The sequence below is a fragment of the Staphylococcus haemolyticus genome (genome assembly GCF_006094395.1).
Lineage (GTDB): Bacteria > Bacillota > Bacilli > Staphylococcales > Staphylococcaceae > Staphylococcus > Staphylococcus haemolyticus.
The window spans coordinates 767,249-785,158 of sequence record NZ_CP035291.1; the positions used below are offsets into that span (position 1 = coordinate 767,249).

The window sequence follows — 17,910 nt, forward strand, 5'->3', positions numbered from 1 at the left end:
AGGGCAATTTATGAATATCATTTTAATGGGTTTACCTGGCGCAGGTAAAGGAACTCAAGCGAGTGAAATTGTTAAGAAATTCCCAATACCACATATATCTACTGGTGACATGTTCAGAAAAGCGATTAAAGATGAAACAGATTTAGGAAAAGAAGCTAAATCTTACATGGATCGTGGAGAATTAGTCCCTGATGAAGTTACTGTAGGTATCGTTAAAGAAAGAATATCTGAAGACGATGCAAAAAAAGGATTCTTATTAGATGGCTTCCCAAGAACAATCGATCAAGCTGAGGCGTTAAATGATATTATGTCTGAGCTTGGTAGAAACATCGATGCTGTCATTAACATCGAAGTTCCTGAGGAAGAATTGATGAATCGTCTTACAGGTCGTCGTATCTGTGAAAAATGTGGTACGACTTATCATCTTGTATTTAATCCTCCAAAGGTTGATGGTATTTGTGATATCGATGGTGGAAAGCTTTATCAACGCGAGGATGATAATCCTGAAACAGTATCTAATCGCTTAAACGTTAATGTTAAACAGTCAAAACCTATTTTAGAGTACTATAATGAAAAAGGTGTGCTAAAAAACATTGATGGTGCGAAAGATATTGACGATGTAACCAAAGATGTCATTGATATCTTAGATCAATTAAAATAGATCAACTTAATACGGTCTAGATTTATGTGAATTTGATTAGGTTTCTCTGGCAAGAATTAATTTTCTGAGTGTCGAATGACGATAATAATTCCCGCATTTTGTTAAACTTATTTTAACTAGTCACTATATTAGATTCGTATCGTTGAAGTTGTCTATTGACGATTACCTTACTATTGTAAAAAGGGAGGAAGTTAATCAATGGCGAAACAAGATGTAATTGAATTAGAAGGTACAGTATTAGATACTTTACCAAATGCTATGTTTAAAGTAGAATTAGAAAATGGTCATGAGATTTTAGCTCACGTAAGTGGTAAAATTAGAATGAATTATATTCGTATTCTACCTGGCGACAAAGTAACTGTAGAAATGTCTCCGTATGATTTATCACGCGGTAGAATTACTTATCGTTATAAATAATCGTCACTCCATAATATAGGGAGGTATAAAAATGAAAGTAAGACCATCAGTTAAACCAATTTGCGAAAAATGTAAAGTCATTAAACGTAAAGGTAAAGTAATGGTAATTTGTGACAATCCTAAGCACAAACAAAGACAAGGTTAATAAAAGAGAGGTGTAAATATATATGGCACGTATTGCAGGAGTAGATATCCCACGTGAAAAACGCATTGTTATCTCATTAACATATGTATATGGTATTGGTACTTCAACAGCTAAAAAAATCGTTGAAGAAGCTAACGTATCAGCAGACACACGTGTAAAAGATTTAACAGATGACGAATTAGGTCGTATTCGTGAAGTTGTTGACAGTTATAAAGTTGAAGGTGACTTACGTCGTGAACAAAACTTAAACATTAAACGTTTAATGGAAATTTCTTCATACCGTGGTATCCGTCACCGTCGTGGTTTACCAGTTCGCGGTCAAAAAACAAAAAACAACGCTCGTACTCGTAAAGGCCCAGTTAAAACTGTAGCTAACAAGAAAAAATAATAGGTAAAGGAGGCAAATATAAATGGCACGTAAACAAGTATCTCGTAAACGTAGAGTTAAAAAGAATATTGAAAATGGTGTGGCTCACATCCGTTCAACATTCAACAATACAATCGTAACTATCACTGATGAATTTGGTAATGCTTTATCTTGGTCATCAGCTGGTGCATTAGGTTTCAAAGGATCTAAAAAATCAACACCATTCGCAGCTCAAATGGCTTCTGAAACTGCTTCAAAATCTGCAATGGAACATGGTTTAAAAACTGTTGAAGTAACAGTAAAAGGACCTGGACCAGGTCGTGAATCAGCTATCCGTGCATTACAATCAGCTGGTTTAGAAGTAACTGCAATCAGAGACGTTACTCCAGTACCTCATAACGGTTGTCGTCCACCAAAACGTCGTCGCGTCTAATTTATAATAGATTGTTATTGTTACAGGTCACTGAGCGAAACAGTTTAAAATTAAGTCGACGTAATTAAGGAGGATTTTTGTAAATGATAGAAATTGAAAAACCTAGAATTGAGACAATTGAAATTAGTGAAGATGCTAAATTCGGTAAGTTCGTTGTTGAACCACTAGAACGTGGCTACGGTACTACACTAGGAAACTCCTTACGTCGTATCCTACTATCTTCATTACCAGGTGCAGCCGTTAAGTACATTGAAATCGAAGGTGTTTTACACGAATTCTCAGCTATAGATAATGTTGTTGAAGATGTTTCTACAATTATTATGAACATCAAAAAATTAGCACTTAAAATCTATTCTGAAGAAGATAAAACATTAGAAATCGATGTTCGAGATGAAGGCGAAGTTACTGCAAGTGACATTACTCACGATAGTGATGTAGAAGTTCTAAATCCAGAACTTAAAATCGCAACAGTGTCTAAAGGTGGACATTTAAAAATTCGTCTAGTTGCTAACAAGGGTAGAGGTTACGCATTAGCAGATCAAAATAATACTAGTGATTTACCAATCGGTGTAATTCCTGTTGATTCACTATACTCACCAGTTGAACGTGTTAACTATACAGTTGAAAACACACGTGTCGGTCAAAGTAGTGATTTTGATAAATTAACTTTAGATGTTTGGACTAATGGTTCAATCACTCCACAAGAGTCAGTATCATTAGCTGCTAAGATTTTGACTGAACATTTAAATATTTTTGTAGGTCTTACAGATGAAGCTCAAAATGCTGAAATCATGATTGAAAAAGAAGAAGATCAAAAAGAAAAAGTACTTGAAATGTCTATTGAAGAATTAGACTTATCAGTACGTTCATACAACTGTTTAAAACGTGCAGGAATCAATTCAGTTCAAGAGTTAGCTGATAAATCTGAAGCTGATATGATGAAAGTTCGTAATTTAGGTCGTAAATCTCTAGAAGAAGTTAAATATAAATTAGAAGATTTAGGATTAGGATTAAGAAAAGAAGATTAATAAGTTAAAGGAGGTCAACTCATGGGTTACAGAAAATTAGGTCGTACTTCTGATCAACGTAAAGCTATGTTACGTGACTTAGCTACTTCACTTATCGTTAGTGAGCGCATTGAAACTACAGAAGCTCGTGCAAAAGAAGTTCGTAGTGTTGTTGAGAAATTAATCACTTTAGGTAAAAAAGGAGATTTAGCTTCTCGTCGTAATGCTGCAAAAACATTACGTAATGTTGAAATCTTAAATGAAGATGAAACTACACAAACTGCACTTCAAAAATTATTCGGTGAAATTGCTGAACGTTACACAGAACGTCAAGGTGGTTACACTCGTATTCTTAAAGTAGGTCCTCGTCGCGGAGACGGTGCTGAATCAGTTATCATCGAATTAGTAGATTAATTCAAGATATAAATACACTAACTACTTATATGTAAAGCAAATGAGTGCAACGATAATGTTTGCCACATACAAATATTGTCTAGCTCAGAGTGCCCCATCAATTAAATATATTTCAAAGCGTGAACTCAACTAAAATATGATGGGGTGCGCGCTTTTTTATTTTCAAAGAAGCAATTAGCTTCTATTCAACCAATAAATTATCATATATAATACTAAGAACTCAAATGGTCATAGTTTATATTGAAAAATCGCATTAGTTGACCTAAATGAAAGCTTTTATTTAGTTTTTCAGTTTTAGTCATCCTTAATAGGGGGCAGGACAATGGATTCGAAATGAATTCTGTCCGGTCCCTTTTTATTTTGAAAAAATGAAATAAAACAATAATATACATGCAATTCATATTCATGTAAACTATACTAGTACAAAGTTTTAGGAGGGATTCTAGTGGAGGCGAATAACACTAATATTATTGAACTTAAGCAAGTTGACTTTCAATATCAAGGCGATGCAGCCTTCACATTAAATAATGTATCCTTTAAGATTCCTAAAAATCAATGGACTTCAATTGTTGGACATAATGGGTCAGGAAAATCAACAATAGCTAAATTAATAGTTGGTATTGAAATTGCGACCAATGGTACGATTATTTTCAATCAATCACCTATCTCTAATAATGATTTCAAAGATATACGAGAACACGTTGGAATTGTCTTCCAAAATCCAGAAAATCAATTTGTGGGTTCGATTGTCAAATACGATGTTGCGTTTGGTTTAGAGAACCACGCTGTTCCAACTGAAAAAATGAAAGAAATAGTAGCACAATCTATTAGTGACGTTGGAATGACCGATTATGCAGATAGTGAACCACATTCATTATCAGGAGGACAAAAGCAACGAGTAGCTATTGCAGGTGTATTAGCATTAAGTCCTTCAGTCATTATATTAGATGAAGCGACATCTATGTTAGACCCTCAAGCCAAGAAATCATTGATGAGTTTAATACAAGAAGTTAAAGCAACTAAAGATGTAACAATTATTTCGATTACTCATGACTTAACTGAGGCGCTTGAAGGCGATCATGTCATAGTAATGAACCAAGGGACAGTTTATAAAGAAGGAAATCCACAAACAATATTTAAAGATATAAAAATGTTACAAGAAATTGGATTAGATTTACCTTTCTCAATGAAAATCAATCAACTTTTAGGATTTGATGATCACTTTATTACTTACGAAGGGTTGGTCGAAAAGCTATGAAAATTAAGTTTAATGATGTTACCTACACCTATCAACAGGGTACACCATATGAGTATAAAGCGTTAGACCACATTAATTTAACTATTGAGCAGGGTAAATACTATGCAATTGTTGGACAAACTGGAAGTGGAAAATCAACTTTAATTCAGCATTTCAATGGGTTATTAAAACCTACTAATGGCAATATTGAGCATGATGAACTTACGATTCATTCTAAAACTAAAGATAAATTTATTAGACCAATCAGACAAAAAGTTGGACTAGTATTTCAATTTCCTGAATCACAATTATTTGAAGATAATATTGAAAGAGAAATTGAGTTTGGACCTAAGAATTTTGGAATGAATGTTGAAGAAGTGAAAGAAAGAGCTTTTGATTTATTGTTAGAGTTAGGTTTTCCAAGAAATGTTATGTCTTTGTCACCATTCCAAATGTCTGGCGGCCAAATGCGTAAAATTGCAATTGTTTCAATCTTAGCTATGAACCCGGATGTCATTGTTTTAGATGAACCTACTGCTGGATTAGACCCAAAGAGCCGTCAACAAGTAATGGAGCTATTTAAAGAAATACAACTAAAACAAAATAAAACAATCATACTTGTATCTCATGATATGAATGAAGTTGCGAAATATGCTGAAGAAATTATCGTGATGAATGATGGAAATATTATCGAGCAAGACACACCAAAAGAGTTGTTTAGACAAGGTAGTAAACTTGAAGAGTGGCATATAGACTTACCAGATATTGTTCAGTTACAACGTGATATTGAAATTAAACATGGTATCAAATTTAAGACAATCGCACTTACTGAGAAGGAATTTGTAAGTATGTACCAGGAGTGGCAACATCATGAAGAATAAATTAATTATAGGTAGATATTTACCTAATAACTCTGTAATTCATCAGCTAGATCCACGAGCTAAAGTTTTATTTGTATTTATGTTTATTATTTTAATATTTTTTGCTCATTCTTTTGCAACGTTTGGGTGGATTATTTTATTAATTTTAATGTTTATGTTTTTAGCGAAGATTAAATTATGGTTTTTAATTAAAGGATTAACACCAATATTTATTTTTACTATATTCACATTCTTCATGCATATCTTCTTCACACACGGTGGTACAAGATTAGTTGATTTTGGAATTATTAAAATTGATAGTGCTGGTATTTTAGAAGGTATCTTTATTTCATTACGTCTCATCACAATTGTTATGGTTGCAACAATAATGACGCTATCAACGAGCCCAATCGATTTAACAGATGCTTTTGAAAAATTGCTAACGCCATTAAAATGGTTTAAATTGCCTGTGCATCAATTAAGCATGATTATGTCAATCGCTTTAAGATTCATTCCAACTTTAATGGATGAATTAGATAAAATCATACTAGCTCAAAAATCACGAGGTTCTGAGTTAAGTTCGGGTGGCTTAATGACACGTATAAAAGCATTTCTTCCTTTAATGATTCCATTATTTATCTCAGCTTTTCAAAGAGCAGAGGAATTAGCAATTGCTATGGAAGTACGTGGTTATGATGCTAATGTAGAACGAACAAGTTATAGAAAGCTACAATGGCATATTGGGGACACGATGTGCTTAATAAGTATCATCCCAATAGCCATAGTATTATTAGTATTAAAATATATTGGAGTGTAATACAGTGCGTATACTTGTTAATATTTCTTATCAAGGAAGTCAATTTCTAGGGTTTCAAATTCAACAGCAAGGAAGAACTGTGCAACAACAATTTGAAAAGATATTGAAGCGTATGCATCGGAGACATGTTCGCATTCATCCTTCTAGTCGTACAGACAGAGGTGTACATGCGTATGAACAATTTTTTCATTTTGATACAGACTTAAATATTGAACCAAAGCAATGGAAGTATGCGATGAATAGTGCTTTACCTGATGATATTTACGTCAAAGAAGTTCAACAAGTCGATGATCATTTTCATTGTCGTTATGACTGTCTAGGTAAGCGATATCGTTATAAAGTATATCAAGCAACGCATCGTAATCCTTTTGAAAGTGGCTTAAAGACATTTATTAAGGAAAATTTAGATTATTCTAAGATGAATGAAGCTGCAAAACATTTCATTGGAACACATGATTTTACAGGATTCTGCTCTCAAAAGACTGAAGTCGAAAGCAGAGTACGTACGGTATATCAAAGTGAAATCATTCAAACAAATGAAGGGTTTGACTATGTTGTAACAGGGTCAGGGTTTTTATATAATATGGTTCGTGTGTTAGTAGCGTTTCTAATTGAAGTAGGAAAAGGTAAACGTCATCCAAGTGAAGTGCCAACGCTATTAAATGAAAAGAATAGAGATAATGTACCATTTACAGCACCTGCAGAAGGTCTCTATTTAGAGAAGATATATTTAGCAGAAAACGACTTAATAACAGACTTTGGAAACAATATTAAAATTCATCGTAAAAAATCATTACAAAATGACTAAATTGCATTGACAAACGGAGCTATAAAATATAACATAGTTAACGGTATTGTTTTATATCCACCCCATGATAAGCCCCGGAAACTTATTGTGTTACAAGATATATAAGCAAATTATACAGGAATAAAATAAATGAACATTTACGCTTTGAAAATCGTAACAGAATGAATAGATTGCAGGCCTCGTTCGTAGGTTCGACTGCGATACGTACCTGTAATCTAAAACGAAGCATTTATTTTTAGGAGGACAATTATTATGCGTCAAACATTTATGGCAAATGAATCAAACATTGAGCGCAAATGGTATGTTATTGATGCTGAAGGCCAAACATTAGGTCGTTTATCATCTGAAGTAGCATCTATCTTACGCGGTAAAAATAAAGTAACTTATACACCACACGTTGACACTGGTGATTATGTAATCATCATTAACGCTGCTAAAATCGAATTAACTGGTAAAAAAGAATCAGATAAAATTTATTATCGTCACTCAAACCACCCAGGCGGTATCAAATCAGTTACAGCTGGTGAGTTAAAACGTAACAATCCAGAACGTTTACTTGAAACTTCAATCAAAGGTATGTTACCAAGTTCACGTTTAGGTGAAAAACAAGGTAAAAAATTATTTGTATATGGTGGCGCTGAACATCCACACGCTGCACAACAACCAGAAAACTACGAGTTACGTGGTTAATTAGAAGGAGGAAATTACATTGGCACAAGTTGAATATAGAGGCACAGGCCGTCGTAAAAACTCAGTAGCACGTGTACGTTTAGTACCAGGTGAAGGTAATATCACAGTTAACGAACGTGACGTACGTGAGTACTTACCATTCGAATCATTAATCTTAGACTTAAACCAACCATTTGATGTTACAGAAACTAAAGGTAACTATGATGTATTAGTTAACGTACACGGTGGTGGTTTCACTGGACAAGCACAAGCTATCCGTCACGGAATCGCACGTGCATTATTAGAAGCAGATCCTGAATACAGAGGTTCTTTAAAACGCGCAGGTCTATTAACTCGTGACCCACGTATGAAAGAACGTAAAAAACCAGGTCTTAAAAAAGCACGTCGTTCTCCACAATTCTCAAAACGTTAATTGCCAAAGCTGTTGCGAATTTATTCGCTTACAGATTTGGAACGTTCAAAGCACTTCTCAACTTTGAGAAGTGTTTTTTTGTATGCAATAAAAGCTAGAGATTCATAAAACCTCTAGCTTTTGAACTTTATATTTATTTTTTAAATACTTCTTCTACAACTTCTGTCATATCATTATGAATGACTAAATCTGCTTTTCTATCATATGGTGTTTTATCTCGATTAATAATGACTAAATTATCTCCTGTGAAGTTTGATATGAAACCCGCAGCGGGTTGAACCACAAGCGATGAACCTAATACAATCACAGTATCTGCCTTTTGAATTTTATCAAGCGCACGGAAAACAGTTGGTTGATCCAACATTTCACCATATAAGACAATGTCAGGTCGAATAACTTCACCACATGATTCACAATATCTTAATTCATGTTCCATTACATATGATTTTGTATATTCTTTACCACACTTAATGCAATAGAACCGATTTAGTGTACCATGAATTTCATCGATATTCTGACTTCCAGCATCTTCATGTAAGCCATCGATATTTTGTGTGATGACACCTAAAGATTTACCTTCTCTCTCTAACTCAGCGATCCATTCATGAACAATATTTGGTTTTTTATCAGCTACAAGTAAACGTTTATGATAAAAATCAATAAAGCTTTCTTTATTATCATTAAGATGGTCAACACTCAATAAATATTCAGGAGAATAGCCATCTTTAGATATTTCATCAAATAGTCCACCCATTGATCGGAAATCAGGAATACCACTTGCGACAGAAACACCTGCACCTGTAAAGAATACAATGTTATTTGATTTATCTACAATTTCTTTTAATTTTTCTATCTTATTGCTCATTGAAAACACTCCATATACAGAATTTAATGCTTACTTTTGGTAAAATAATTTTAATATTACTTATATATCTATTACAACATACAATCAAATACACTTTCTAGAAATAATGTCTTAATTTATAAATGCAGAAAGTTAGATTATTGACGAAAAGTATTAGAGTTCACTAGATTAATAGTATAAAATTAATATGCGCAAATAAACTTTATAAATTCAAGTATTCATTTATTATAATAATACTTGAAAATGTGATGTGGGAAGTGAAGAATTGAATGAATAAATACGATCGTTTAGATGAAATTACTAAACTCGTAAATCAAAAGGGTACCGTCAGAACAAATGAAATTGTAGAAGAATTAAATGTATCAGATATGACGGTACGACGTGATTTAGCAGAACTCGAAGAAAAAGGTTTGCTCACTAAAATTCATGGTGGCGCAAGAAGTAATTCCATCTTTCAATTTAAAGAGAAATCACATCAAGAGAAACACACACACAATATAGAAGAAAAACGTAGTGTTGCACGTAAAGCAATTCAAATAATTGAAGAAAATGATACGATTTTTCTGGGACCAGGTACTACTATTGAGTGCTTAGCAGAAATAATGGAGTTGAAATCATTAACAGTTATTACCAATTGTTTTCCTGTATTTAAAATATTATTCGAAAAAAGATCGATTAATTTCAAAGTTTATTTACTAGGTGGCGAAATGAGAGATTTAACTGAATCCTTTGTAGGAGAAATGGCTAATACACTACTGAAAACAATGCGATTTAGTAAAATGTTTTTTAGTTGTAATGGCATAAAAGATATCGATGTACTCACTTCGACTATTGATGAAGCATATACTCAACAATTGGCTTTGGAGCGTTCTGTTGAAAAGTACTTACTAGTAGACTCATCAAAATTAGGAAAAGAAGACTTCACTCAATTATGCAAGTTAGACGATTTAACTGCCGTCATCATTGATAAGGGTGATATAGATAACATAGAGAAATTAAAATTACATACTGAAGTGATTGATTAAATCACACTATAAGCCTGATATTGTTTGAAATTGAACAATATTAGGCTTTTTTGTCTTTCTAAAAGATTAAACAAACATAAATAAAACTTATTTGTTTAAAACAACTAATTATCAAACAATATTCAAACATTTAATGTTGATTAATTGTTTATTTATGTTTATAATTTAAACATAAAGAGTTGAAAGCGCTTTTTCACAATATAAAAATAGACACATATATGTGAATCAATTTATTAAAGGAGAATGATTATGACAGTTATTATTGGTTCAGATGTAGACGGTAAACGACTCAAAGAAGTAGTAAAAGCATTTTTAAAAGAAAATAATCATGAAGTAGTAGATGTGACAGAAGGCAAGGATGTAGACTTTGTTGATTCAACATTAGCCATTGCTCAAGAAGTACAAAAGAATGACGAAAATTTAGGCATAGCAATTGATGCATTTGGCGCAGGAAGTTTCATGGTAGCTACGAAAGTTAAAGGGATGATTGCAGCAGAAGTTTCAGACGAAAGATCTGCTTACATGACACGTGGTCACAATAATGCACGTATGATTACGATGGGTTCAGAAATAGTTGGAGATACACTTGCTAAGCATGTCGCTAAAGAATTTGTAAATGGACACTATGACGGTGGTCGTCATCAAATCCGTGTAGATATGTTAAATAAAATGTGCTAAATAGGAGGACTTTAATATGAAAATAGCTATTGGTTGCGATCATATTGTAACAGACACAAAAATGGCAGTTTCAAAACATTTAAAAGAACAAGGACACGAAGTAATTGATGTAGGAACTTACGATTTCACAAGAACACACTATCCAATTTTCGGTAAGAAAGTTGGTGAAGCTGTAACAAGTGGAGAAGCGGATTTAGGCGTATGTATTTGTGGAACAGGAGTTGGAATAAGTAACTCTGCTAATAAGGTGCCTGGCGTACGTACTGCTTTAGTTCGTGATATGACTACAGCACTATATTCTAAAGAAGAATTAAACGCAAATGTCGTAAGTTTTGGTGGAAAAATTGTAGGTGAACTTTTCATCTTCGATATTGTAGATGCTTTCATAAAAGCTGAATATAAGCCGACAGAAGAAAATAAAAAATTAATAGCTAAAATTGAACATTTAGAAGCACATAACGAAAAACAAGCTGATCCTCATTTCTTCGATGAATTTTTAGAAAAATGGGACAAAGGTGAATATCACGATTAAGGGTGACAATCTATGATTCTAACATTAACACTAAATCCTTCGATTGATATTTCATATTCTTTAGATCAAATTAATCTAGATACAGTGAATCGCGTTAATAAAACGATTAAAACTGCAGGAGGAAAGGGATTAAATGTAACTCGAGTTCTATCAGAATATGGGGAAGATGTTGAAGCAAGTGGATTCTTAGGTGGTAAGTTGGGAGAATTCATTGAGCAACAGTTAAACAACGCTCAAATTAAGCATAACTTTTTTAAGATTAAAGAAGAAACGCGTAATTGTATTGCTATTCTCCATGAAGGACAACAAACGGAGATCCTTGAGCAGGGTCCTTCAATTACCAAGGATGAAGCTACGGAATTTAAAACACATCTAACACATCTATTAAAAAGAGCTAAAGTCATTGCTATTTCTGGTAGTTTACCAAAGGGCTTAAAGTCGGATTACTATGCCGATTTAATTCAGTTAGCTGAACAACATCAAATATCGACTGTGCTCGATAGTTCGGGTCAATCTTTACTAGATGTCCTACTTAGTGAATATAAACCAACGGTAATTAAACCAAATATCGATGAGTTAGCACAATTGTTACAAACTAAAGTAACCACTGAAGTTGAATGTCTCAAAGATGCAGTGAATCAACCAATTTTTGACGGTATAGAGTGGATTATTGTTTCGCTAGGAAGCCAAGGTGCTTTCGCTAAACATCGCAATAAGTATTATAAAGTGAATATTCCTCACATAGAAGTGGTGAATCCTGTTGGATCTGGTGATTCAACTGTTGCAGGCATTGCTTCGGGATTAATCCATCATGATGAGGATGAAAGTTTATTGAAAAAAGCTAATGCATTTGGAATGTTAAATGCAATGGAAAGCCAAACAGGACATATTAATGTAAATAAATTTGACGAAATATTCCAACAAATTGAAGTTATAGAGGTGTAACTAATGACAAAATCACAACAAAAATTAGCATCAATAGAACAATTAAGTACTAAAGATGGGGTTATCTCAGCTTTAGCATTTGACCAACGTGGTGCTTTGAAAAGAATGATGGCAGAACATCAAACAGAAGAACCAACTGTTGAACAAATTGAACAATTAAAAGTTCTAGTTTCAGAAGAATTAACTAAATATGCGTCATCAATTTTATTAGACCCTGAATATGGACTTCCAGCATCAGATGCTCGTAATAAAGACTGTGGTTTATTATTAGCCTACGAAAAAACAGGTTATGACGTAAACGCTAAAGGTCGCTTACCTGACTGTTTAGTTGAATGGTCAGCAAAGCGCTTAAAAGAGCAAGGAGCTAATGCTGTTAAATTTTTACTTTACTACGATGTTGATGATGCTGAAGAAATTAACATTCAAAAGAAAGCATATATTGAAAGAATTGGATCTGAGTGTGTAGCAGAAGATATACCATTCTTCTTAGAAGTACTAACATACGATGATAATATTCCGGATAATAAGAGTGCTGCGTTTGCAAAAGTAAAACCACGTAAAGTAAATGAGGCAATGAAATTATTCTCTGAAGAACGATTTAATGTGGATGTTCTAAAAGTTGAAGTACCTGTAAATATGAATTATGTAGAAGGATTTGCTGAAGGTGAAGTCGTTTATACAAAAGAAGAAGCGGCTCAATATTTCCGTGATCAAGAGGCTTCTACACAATTACCTTATATCTATTTAAGTGCTGGTGTATCTGCAGAATTATTCCAAGAAACATTAAAATTTGCACACGAAGCTGGTGCTAAATTTAACGGCGTACTTTGTGGTCGTGCAACGTGGTCAGGTGCAGTGAAAGTATATATCGAACAAGGTGAAGAGGCTGCACGTGAATGGTTACGTACAACTGGTTTCAAAAATATTGATGATTTAAATAAAGTACTAGAAACAACTGCAACATCATGGAAATCAAAATAATTTAAAGGAGGCGTTAATGATGAATAGAGAAGAAGTGCAATTACTTGGGTTTGAAATTGTAGCATATGCTGGCGACGCTCGTTCTAAGTTGTTAGAAGCACTAACAGCAGCTAAAAATGGCGAGTTAGATAAAGCTGAAGAATTAACTGAAGAAGCCAATGAATGTATTGCAAATGCTCACAAAGCGCAAACAAGTTTATTAGCTAAAGAGGCACAAGGAGAAGACATTGCTTATAGTGTAACAATGATGCATGGTCAAGACCATTTAATGACAACACTACTGTTAAAAGATTTGATGAAACATCTATTAGAATTATATAGAAGAGAGAGTTGAATGCTATGAACAAATTAATTGCTTGGATTGAGAAAGGTAAACCGTTCTTTGAAAAAATATCTCGCAATATTTATTTAAGAGCAATTCGTGATGGATTTATTGCGGCAATCCCAATTATCTTATTCTCTAGTATTTTTATTTTAGTTACGTATGTTCCTAACGTGTTTGGTTTTACATGGAGTAAAACTATGGAAGGTATCTTAATGAAACCATATAACTACACGATGGGAATTGTTGGTTTTATTGTAGCAGGTACTACTGACAAATCGTTAACTGATTCATTTAACCGGAAACTAGATAAAACAAATCAAATTAACTTTATCTCTACGATGATGGCAGCAATGTGTGGGTTCTTATTCCTAGCAGCTGATTCTGCTAAAGATGGCGGATTTTTAAGTGCATTTATGGGAACTAAAGGTTTATTAACAGCCTTTCTTTCAGCATTTATTACTGTAATTGTCTATAACTTCTTTATCAAACGAAATATTACAATCAAAATGCCTAAAGAAGTTCCACCAAATATTTCACAAGTATTTAAGGATATATTCCCGCTATCAGCAGTAATTATTATTTTATATGCGCTAGATTTAATTGTTAGATCAACAGCACATACTAACGTAGCAAATGGCATATTAAAATTATTCGAACCATTATTTACAGCAGCAGATGGATGGGTCGGTGTAACAATTATCTTTGGTGCCTTTGCATTCTTCTGGTTTGTGGGTATCCATGGTCCATCAATTGTAGAACCAGCAATTGCAGCAATTACTTATGCTAACTTAGAAGCAAACTTACATTTAATTCAAGCTGGAGAACATGCTAATAACGTTATTACACCAGGTACTCAAATGTTCGTAGTTACGATGGGTGGTACTGGTGCAACTTTAGTCGTGCCATTTATGTTCATGTGGTTAACGAAATCGAAACGTAATAAAGCGATTGGTAGAGCATCTGTAGTACCTACCTTCTTTGGTGTAAATGAACCGATTTTATTCGGTGCACCTTTAGTGTTAAACCCAGTATTCTTTATTCCGTTTATCTTTGCACCAATTGCAAACGTATGGATATTTAAATTCTTCGTCGATGTATTAGGAATGAATAGTTTTAGTATCTTCTTACCTTGGACTACGCCAGGTCCTTTAGGTATCGTGATGGGTACTGGTTTTGCATTCTGGTCATTCGTATTAGCAATCGTCTTAATCGTAGTAGATGTTATCATTTACTACCCATTTGTAAAAGTTTATGATGAACAAATTTTAGAAGAAGAATTAGGAAATAAAGAAGCTAATAATGAATTACAAGACAAAGTGGCAGCAAACTTTGATACTAAAAAAGCAGATGCCATCCTAGCATCAGCTGGAGCATCTGAAGCTAGTCATTCCCAAACAGATCAAGGTAAAGAAGTAGCGCAACAAAGTAACATTACAGAACAAACAAATGTACTTGTATTATGTGCTGGTGGAGGAACTAGCGGATTATTAGCTAACGCTTTAAATAAAGCAGCAGAAGAATACAATGTTCCAGTTAAAGCTGCAGCAGGTGGTTATGGTGCTCACATGGATATTATGAAAGATTATCATTTAATCATATTAGCACCACAAGTGGCTTCAAATTATGAAGACATTAAGCAAGATACAGATCGACTAGGTATTAAATTAGCTAAAACACAAGGTGTTGAATATATTAATTTAACTCGAGATGGCAAAGCAGCATTAGACTTCGTTCAACAACAATTTGAAAAATAATTAGGAGATGAAAGTATAATGAAAAAATTACCAGAAGATTTTATATTCGGTGGTGCGACAGCAGCTTATCAAGCAGAAGGGTCGACTCAAACAGATGGAAAAGGTCGTGTAGCATGGGACACTTATCTTGAAGAAAACTATTGGTATACAGCTGAACCAGCAAGTGATTTCTATAATAAATATCCTATTGATTTAGAATTAAGTGAAAAATTTGGTGTGAATGGCATTCGTATTTCAATTGCATGGTCACGCATATTTCCTAAAGGATATGGTGAGGTTAATCCTAAAGGTGTTGAATACTATCATAATTTATTTAAAGAATGTCATAGAAGACATGTAGAACCATTTGTAACATTACATCACTTTGATACACCAGAGACACTACATAGTGATGGCGACTTCTTAAATCGTAAAACAATCGATTACTTTGTTGAGTATGCAAAATTCTGTTTCGAAGAATTTGAAGAAGTTAATTATTGGACTACATTTAATGAAATCGGGCCTATTGGTGATGGTCAATATTTAGTGGGTAAATTCCCGCCTGGAATTAAGTATGACTTTGCTAAAGTATTTCAATCACATCACAACATGATGGTAGCACATGCGAAAGCAGTTAAATTATTTAAAGACAATGGCTATAGTGGTGAAGTAGGTGTTGTACATGCTTTACCAACTAAGTATCCTTATGATCCAACGAATCCTGAAGATGTTAGAGCAGCTGAATTAGAAGATATTATTCATAATAAATTCATTTTAGATGCAACTTATCTTGGTAAATATTCTCGTGAAACTATGGAAGGCGTTCAACACATTTTATCAGTAAATGGTGGTAAATTAGATATACCAGAAGAGGATTATAAAGTATTGGAAGCGGCTAAAGATTTAAATGACTTCCTTGGTATCAATTACTATATGAGTGATTGGATGAGAGGTTACGATGGTGAATCTGAAATTACACATAATGCCACTGGTGATAAAGGTGGTTCTAAATATCAACTTAAAGGCGTAGGTCAACGTGAATTTGATGTTGATGTACCACGTACTGACTGGGATTGGATGATTTATCCAAAAGGATTGTATGATCAAATCATGCGTGTAGTTAAAGATTATCCTAATTACCATAAAATTTATATTACTGAGAACGGACTTGGATATAAAGACCAATTTGATGAGGAACGTAAAACTGTAGATGATGATGCACGAATAGATTATGTGAAAAAACATTTAGAAGTCATTTCTGATGCTATTCGTGATGGTGCGAATGTGAAAGGTTACTTCATTTGGTCACTCATGGATGTATTTTCTTGGTCAAATGGTTATGAAAAACGATACGGTCTATTTTATGTCGATTTTGAAACGCAAGAACGTTATCCTAAGAAGAGCGCATATTGGTACAAAGAACTAGCGGAAAGTAAGGAAATAAAATAATTGCTTTTAATATAACTTTGTAACAACCAGCAATGATAGATACAATTGTAAGGTAGGATTGGGAAATGCTAAAATTTAGCTTTTCTCAGTCCTATTTATTTTTTCTTGGCTTGATCACATGAAAAAATAATTCAAAAACATATATTCAACTTATTACCACATATGCTTAAAAGCACAATTTAACTTAATTTTCATTTTTGTAACTACATCATTTATACTTAAAGAAAACACATTGGAGTATTATTATGAGAACTTTTAAAAAGATAATATTTAGTTTGATTATTAGCCTAATGATTTTTACATTAGTAGGATGTCAATCAAAAAGTAACAATTCATCTAATTATCAAAGTAATGATAAAAAGCAAGTTGCAACTTTATTTATGCATGGATATGGTGGAACCAATAACTCTGAAAAATATATGGTCAATCAAGCTGTAAAAAAAGTGTTACAAAGGATGTAGTTACAGCGTATGTTTTATCTAACGGAGAAGTTCAGTTTAGTGGCAAAATTTCAAAGAAGTCTAAGAATCCAATTATAAAAATATTATTTGAAGATAATAAAAATGGTGACATAATGCAAAATGCTCAAAACATAAAAAATGTACTTACAAAAATGAAATCAAAATACAATATAGATAATTATAATTTTGTAGCGCATTCAATGGGAAACTTATCTTTTGCTTATTTTATGAAATATTATGGAAATGATAAACAATTACCTCAACTTCAAAAAGAAGTAAATATAGCTGGTACATATAACGGTGTTTTAAATTTAAATGAAAAAGTAAATGAAATTACTGTTGATAAAGATGGTAAGCCTAGTAAAATGAATGCTGATTATGAAAAATTATTAGGTCTAAAAGATGTCTATAAAAATAAAAACATAGAAGTACTAAATATTTATGGTGATTTGAAAGACGGAACACACTCTGATGGAAGGGTATCTAATAGTTCGTCTCGCTCCTTAAAATACTTGTTGGGCAATAGTCCTAAAACATATAAAGAATCTGAATATAAAGGGGAGAAAGCGCAACATAGTGCGCTACATCATAATAAAGAAGTGTCAGATGAAATCATAAATTTTTTATGGCAATAGTAAGTTATAACAT

The 17,910-nt window shown here is 33.2% G+C and carries 22 protein-coding genes and 1 pseudogene; 22 read left to right on the forward strand and 1 reads right to left on the reverse strand.

Annotation, left to right across the window (positions count from 1 at the left end):
- The first annotated feature begins 10 nt into the window (after nucleotides 1-10).
- The 13 genes from EQ029_RS03575 (at nucleotide 11) to rpsI (ending at nucleotide 8,268) form a co-directional block, all read left to right on the forward strand.
- Entirely contained in the window at nucleotides 11-661 is a 651-nt protein-coding gene (locus EQ029_RS03575; protein WP_011275141.1) for an adenylate kinase, read from the forward strand.
- A gap of 198 nt (nucleotides 662-859) precedes the next feature.
- Complete coding sequence (gene infA, locus EQ029_RS03580; RefSeq protein ID WP_001829792.1) at nucleotides 860-1,078, forward strand: translation initiation factor IF-1; 219 nt, start codon at nucleotides 860-862, stop codon at nucleotides 1,076-1,078.
- A gap of 31 nt (nucleotides 1,079-1,109) precedes the next feature.
- A complete protein-coding gene (gene rpmJ, locus EQ029_RS03585; protein WP_001829709.1) occupies nucleotides 1,110-1,223 on the forward strand; it encodes a 50S ribosomal protein L36 in 114 nt (37 codons plus the stop codon).
- Between the two features lie 22 nt (nucleotides 1,224-1,245).
- Nucleotides 1,246-1,611 (forward strand): 30S ribosomal protein S13, encoded by a 366-nt coding sequence (gene rpsM / locus EQ029_RS03590; RefSeq protein ID WP_011275142.1) that lies wholly within the window; start codon nucleotides 1,246-1,248, stop codon nucleotides 1,609-1,611.
- A 22-nt stretch (nucleotides 1,612-1,633) separates the two neighbouring features.
- The gene (gene rpsK / locus EQ029_RS03595; RefSeq protein ID WP_000101625.1) at nucleotides 1,634-2,023 is read left to right on the forward strand and encodes a 30S ribosomal protein S11; all 390 of its coding nucleotides are present in this window, start codon (nucleotides 1,634-1,636) and stop codon (nucleotides 2,021-2,023) included.
- Between the two features lie 83 nt (nucleotides 2,024-2,106).
- The gene (locus tag EQ029_RS03600) at nucleotides 2,107-3,051 is read left to right on the forward strand and encodes a DNA-directed RNA polymerase subunit alpha (protein WP_016931142.1); all 945 of its coding nucleotides are present in this window, start codon (nucleotides 2,107-2,109) and stop codon (nucleotides 3,049-3,051) included.
- Nucleotides 3,052-3,072: 21 nt separating this feature from the next.
- Nucleotides 3,073-3,444, forward strand: coding sequence for a 50S ribosomal protein L17 (gene rplQ / locus EQ029_RS03605; protein WP_011275144.1), 372 nt, complete (start codon nucleotides 3,073-3,075; stop codon nucleotides 3,442-3,444).
- A 445-nt stretch (nucleotides 3,445-3,889) separates the two neighbouring features.
- Nucleotides 3,890-4,702: an energy-coupling factor transporter ATPase gene (locus EQ029_RS03610; protein ID WP_011275145.1), complete on the forward strand. Its 813-nt coding sequence runs from the start codon at nucleotides 3,890-3,892 to the stop codon at nucleotides 4,700-4,702.
- Nucleotides 4,699-5,562, forward strand: coding sequence for an energy-coupling factor transporter ATPase (locus EQ029_RS03615; protein ID WP_037558581.1), 864 nt, complete (start codon nucleotides 4,699-4,701; stop codon nucleotides 5,560-5,562). The genes EQ029_RS03610 and EQ029_RS03615 overlap by 4 nt, the downstream gene beginning before the upstream one ends.
- The gene (locus tag EQ029_RS03620) at nucleotides 5,552-6,358 is read left to right on the forward strand and encodes an energy-coupling factor transporter transmembrane component T family protein (RefSeq protein WP_037558580.1); all 807 of its coding nucleotides are present in this window, start codon (nucleotides 5,552-5,554) and stop codon (nucleotides 6,356-6,358) included. Before EQ029_RS03615 ends, EQ029_RS03620 begins: the two co-directional genes overlap by 11 nt.
- 4 nt (nucleotides 6,359-6,362) lie before the next feature.
- Entirely contained in the window at nucleotides 6,363-7,166 is an 804-nt protein-coding gene (truA, locus tag EQ029_RS03625; RefSeq protein WP_037558577.1) for a tRNA pseudouridine(38-40) synthase TruA, read from the forward strand.
- Between the two features lie 252 nt (nucleotides 7,167-7,418).
- A complete protein-coding gene (gene rplM / locus EQ029_RS03630; RefSeq protein WP_011275149.1) occupies nucleotides 7,419-7,856 on the forward strand; it encodes a 50S ribosomal protein L13 in 438 nt (145 codons plus the stop codon).
- A gap of 19 nt (nucleotides 7,857-7,875) precedes the next feature.
- A complete protein-coding gene (gene rpsI / locus EQ029_RS03635) occupies nucleotides 7,876-8,268 on the forward strand; it encodes a 30S ribosomal protein S9 (RefSeq protein WP_011275150.1) in 393 nt (130 codons plus the stop codon).
- Nucleotides 8,269-8,401: 133 nt separating this feature from the next.
- Here the strand turns inward: rpsI and EQ029_RS03640 are convergent, their stop codons facing one another.
- Complete coding sequence (locus EQ029_RS03640; RefSeq protein WP_049394552.1) at nucleotides 8,402-9,133, reverse strand: NAD-dependent protein deacylase; 732 nt, start codon at nucleotides 9,131-9,133, stop codon at nucleotides 8,402-8,404.
- 269 nt (nucleotides 9,134-9,402) lie between these two features.
- On the opposite strand from EQ029_RS03640, the gene EQ029_RS03645 reads away from it, so the two are divergent.
- The 9 genes and pseudogenes from EQ029_RS03645 (at nucleotide 9,403) to EQ029_RS03685 (ending at nucleotide 17,897) form a co-directional block, all read left to right on the forward strand.
- Nucleotides 9,403-10,158 carry a DeoR/GlpR family DNA-binding transcription regulator gene (locus EQ029_RS03645; protein ID WP_037536036.1) on the forward strand — a complete coding sequence of 252 codons (756 nt, stop codon included), beginning with the start codon at nucleotides 9,403-9,405 and terminating at the stop codon, nucleotides 10,156-10,158.
- A 249-nt stretch (nucleotides 10,159-10,407) separates the two neighbouring features.
- Nucleotides 10,408-10,836 (forward strand): galactose-6-phosphate isomerase subunit LacA, encoded by a 429-nt coding sequence (lacA, locus tag EQ029_RS03650; RefSeq protein ID WP_037558573.1) that lies wholly within the window; start codon nucleotides 10,408-10,410, stop codon nucleotides 10,834-10,836.
- Between the two features lie 16 nt (nucleotides 10,837-10,852).
- Nucleotides 10,853-11,368 carry a galactose-6-phosphate isomerase subunit LacB gene (gene lacB, locus EQ029_RS03655; protein WP_037536041.1) on the forward strand — a complete coding sequence of 172 codons (516 nt, stop codon included), beginning with the start codon at nucleotides 10,853-10,855 and terminating at the stop codon, nucleotides 11,366-11,368.
- 12 nt (nucleotides 11,369-11,380) lie between these two features.
- Entirely contained in the window at nucleotides 11,381-12,313 is a 933-nt protein-coding gene (locus tag EQ029_RS03660) for a tagatose-6-phosphate kinase (protein WP_037558572.1), read from the forward strand.
- 3 nt (nucleotides 12,314-12,316) lie between these two features.
- Complete coding sequence (gene lacD, locus EQ029_RS03665) at nucleotides 12,317-13,294, forward strand: tagatose-bisphosphate aldolase (protein WP_037558571.1); 978 nt, start codon at nucleotides 12,317-12,319, stop codon at nucleotides 13,292-13,294.
- A gap of 19 nt (nucleotides 13,295-13,313) precedes the next feature.
- Entirely contained in the window at nucleotides 13,314-13,628 is a 315-nt protein-coding gene (locus EQ029_RS03670) for a PTS lactose/cellobiose transporter subunit IIA (RefSeq protein ID WP_037558570.1), read from the forward strand.
- A gap of 5 nt (nucleotides 13,629-13,633) precedes the next feature.
- Complete coding sequence (locus tag EQ029_RS03675) at nucleotides 13,634-15,373, forward strand: lactose-specific PTS transporter subunit EIIC (protein WP_057504708.1); 1,740 nt, start codon at nucleotides 13,634-13,636, stop codon at nucleotides 15,371-15,373.
- A gap of 15 nt (nucleotides 15,374-15,388) precedes the next feature.
- Nucleotides 15,389-16,801 (forward strand): 6-phospho-beta-galactosidase, encoded by a 1,413-nt coding sequence (gene lacG, locus EQ029_RS03680; protein ID WP_103261997.1) that lies wholly within the window; start codon nucleotides 15,389-15,391, stop codon nucleotides 16,799-16,801.
- Between the two features lie 245 nt (nucleotides 16,802-17,046).
- A pseudogene (locus tag EQ029_RS03685) lies at nucleotides 17,047-17,897 on the forward strand (alpha/beta hydrolase).
- Nucleotides 17,898-17,910 lie beyond the last annotated feature (13 nt).

Excerpts from the sequence above, each read along its gene's own strand:
- infA (WP_001829792.1), top strand. The coding sequence starts at position 860 with ATGGCGAAACAAGATGTAATTGAATTAGAAGGTACAGTATTAGATACT.
- rpsM (WP_011275142.1), top strand. The coding sequence starts at position 1,246 with ATGGCACGTATTGCAGGAGTAGATATCCCACGTGAAAAACGCATTGTT.
- lacB (WP_037536041.1), top strand. The coding sequence starts at position 10,853 with ATGAAAATAGCTATTGGTTGCGATCATATTGTAACAGACACAAAAATG.
- rplQ (WP_011275144.1), top strand. The coding sequence starts at position 3,073 with ATGGGTTACAGAAAATTAGGTCGTACTTCTGATCAACGTAAAGCTATG.
- rpmJ (WP_001829709.1), top strand. The coding sequence starts at position 1,110 with ATGAAAGTAAGACCATCAGTTAAACCAATTTGCGAAAAATGTAAAGTC.
- EQ029_RS03660 (WP_037558572.1), top strand. The coding sequence starts at position 11,381 with ATGATTCTAACATTAACACTAAATCCTTCGATTGATATTTCATATTCT.
- lacD (WP_037558571.1), top strand. The coding sequence starts at position 12,317 with ATGACAAAATCACAACAAAAATTAGCATCAATAGAACAATTAAGTACT.
- rpsK (WP_000101625.1), top strand. The coding sequence starts at position 1,634 with ATGGCACGTAAACAAGTATCTCGTAAACGTAGAGTTAAAAAGAATATT.
- EQ029_RS03615 (WP_037558581.1), top strand. The coding sequence starts at position 4,699 with ATGAAAATTAAGTTTAATGATGTTACCTACACCTATCAACAGGGTACA.
- EQ029_RS03620 (WP_037558580.1), top strand. The coding sequence starts at position 5,552 with ATGAAGAATAAATTAATTATAGGTAGATATTTACCTAATAACTCTGTA.
- EQ029_RS03670 (WP_037558570.1), top strand. The coding sequence starts at position 13,314 with ATGAATAGAGAAGAAGTGCAATTACTTGGGTTTGAAATTGTAGCATAT.
- rplM (WP_011275149.1), top strand. The coding sequence starts at position 7,419 with ATGCGTCAAACATTTATGGCAAATGAATCAAACATTGAGCGCAAATGG.
- EQ029_RS03600 (WP_016931142.1), top strand. The coding sequence starts at position 2,107 with ATGATAGAAATTGAAAAACCTAGAATTGAGACAATTGAAATTAGTGAA.
- EQ029_RS03575 (WP_011275141.1), top strand. The coding sequence starts at position 11 with ATGAATATCATTTTAATGGGTTTACCTGGCGCAGGTAAAGGAACTCAA.
- EQ029_RS03645 (WP_037536036.1), top strand. The coding sequence starts at position 9,403 with ATGAATAAATACGATCGTTTAGATGAAATTACTAAACTCGTAAATCAA.
- EQ029_RS03675 (WP_057504708.1), top strand. The coding sequence starts at position 13,634 with ATGAACAAATTAATTGCTTGGATTGAGAAAGGTAAACCGTTCTTTGAA.
- lacA (WP_037558573.1), top strand. The coding sequence starts at position 10,408 with ATGACAGTTATTATTGGTTCAGATGTAGACGGTAAACGACTCAAAGAA.
- EQ029_RS03640 (WP_049394552.1), bottom strand. The coding sequence starts at position 9,133 with ATGAGCAATAAGATAGAAAAATTAAAAGAAATTGTAGATAAATCAAAT.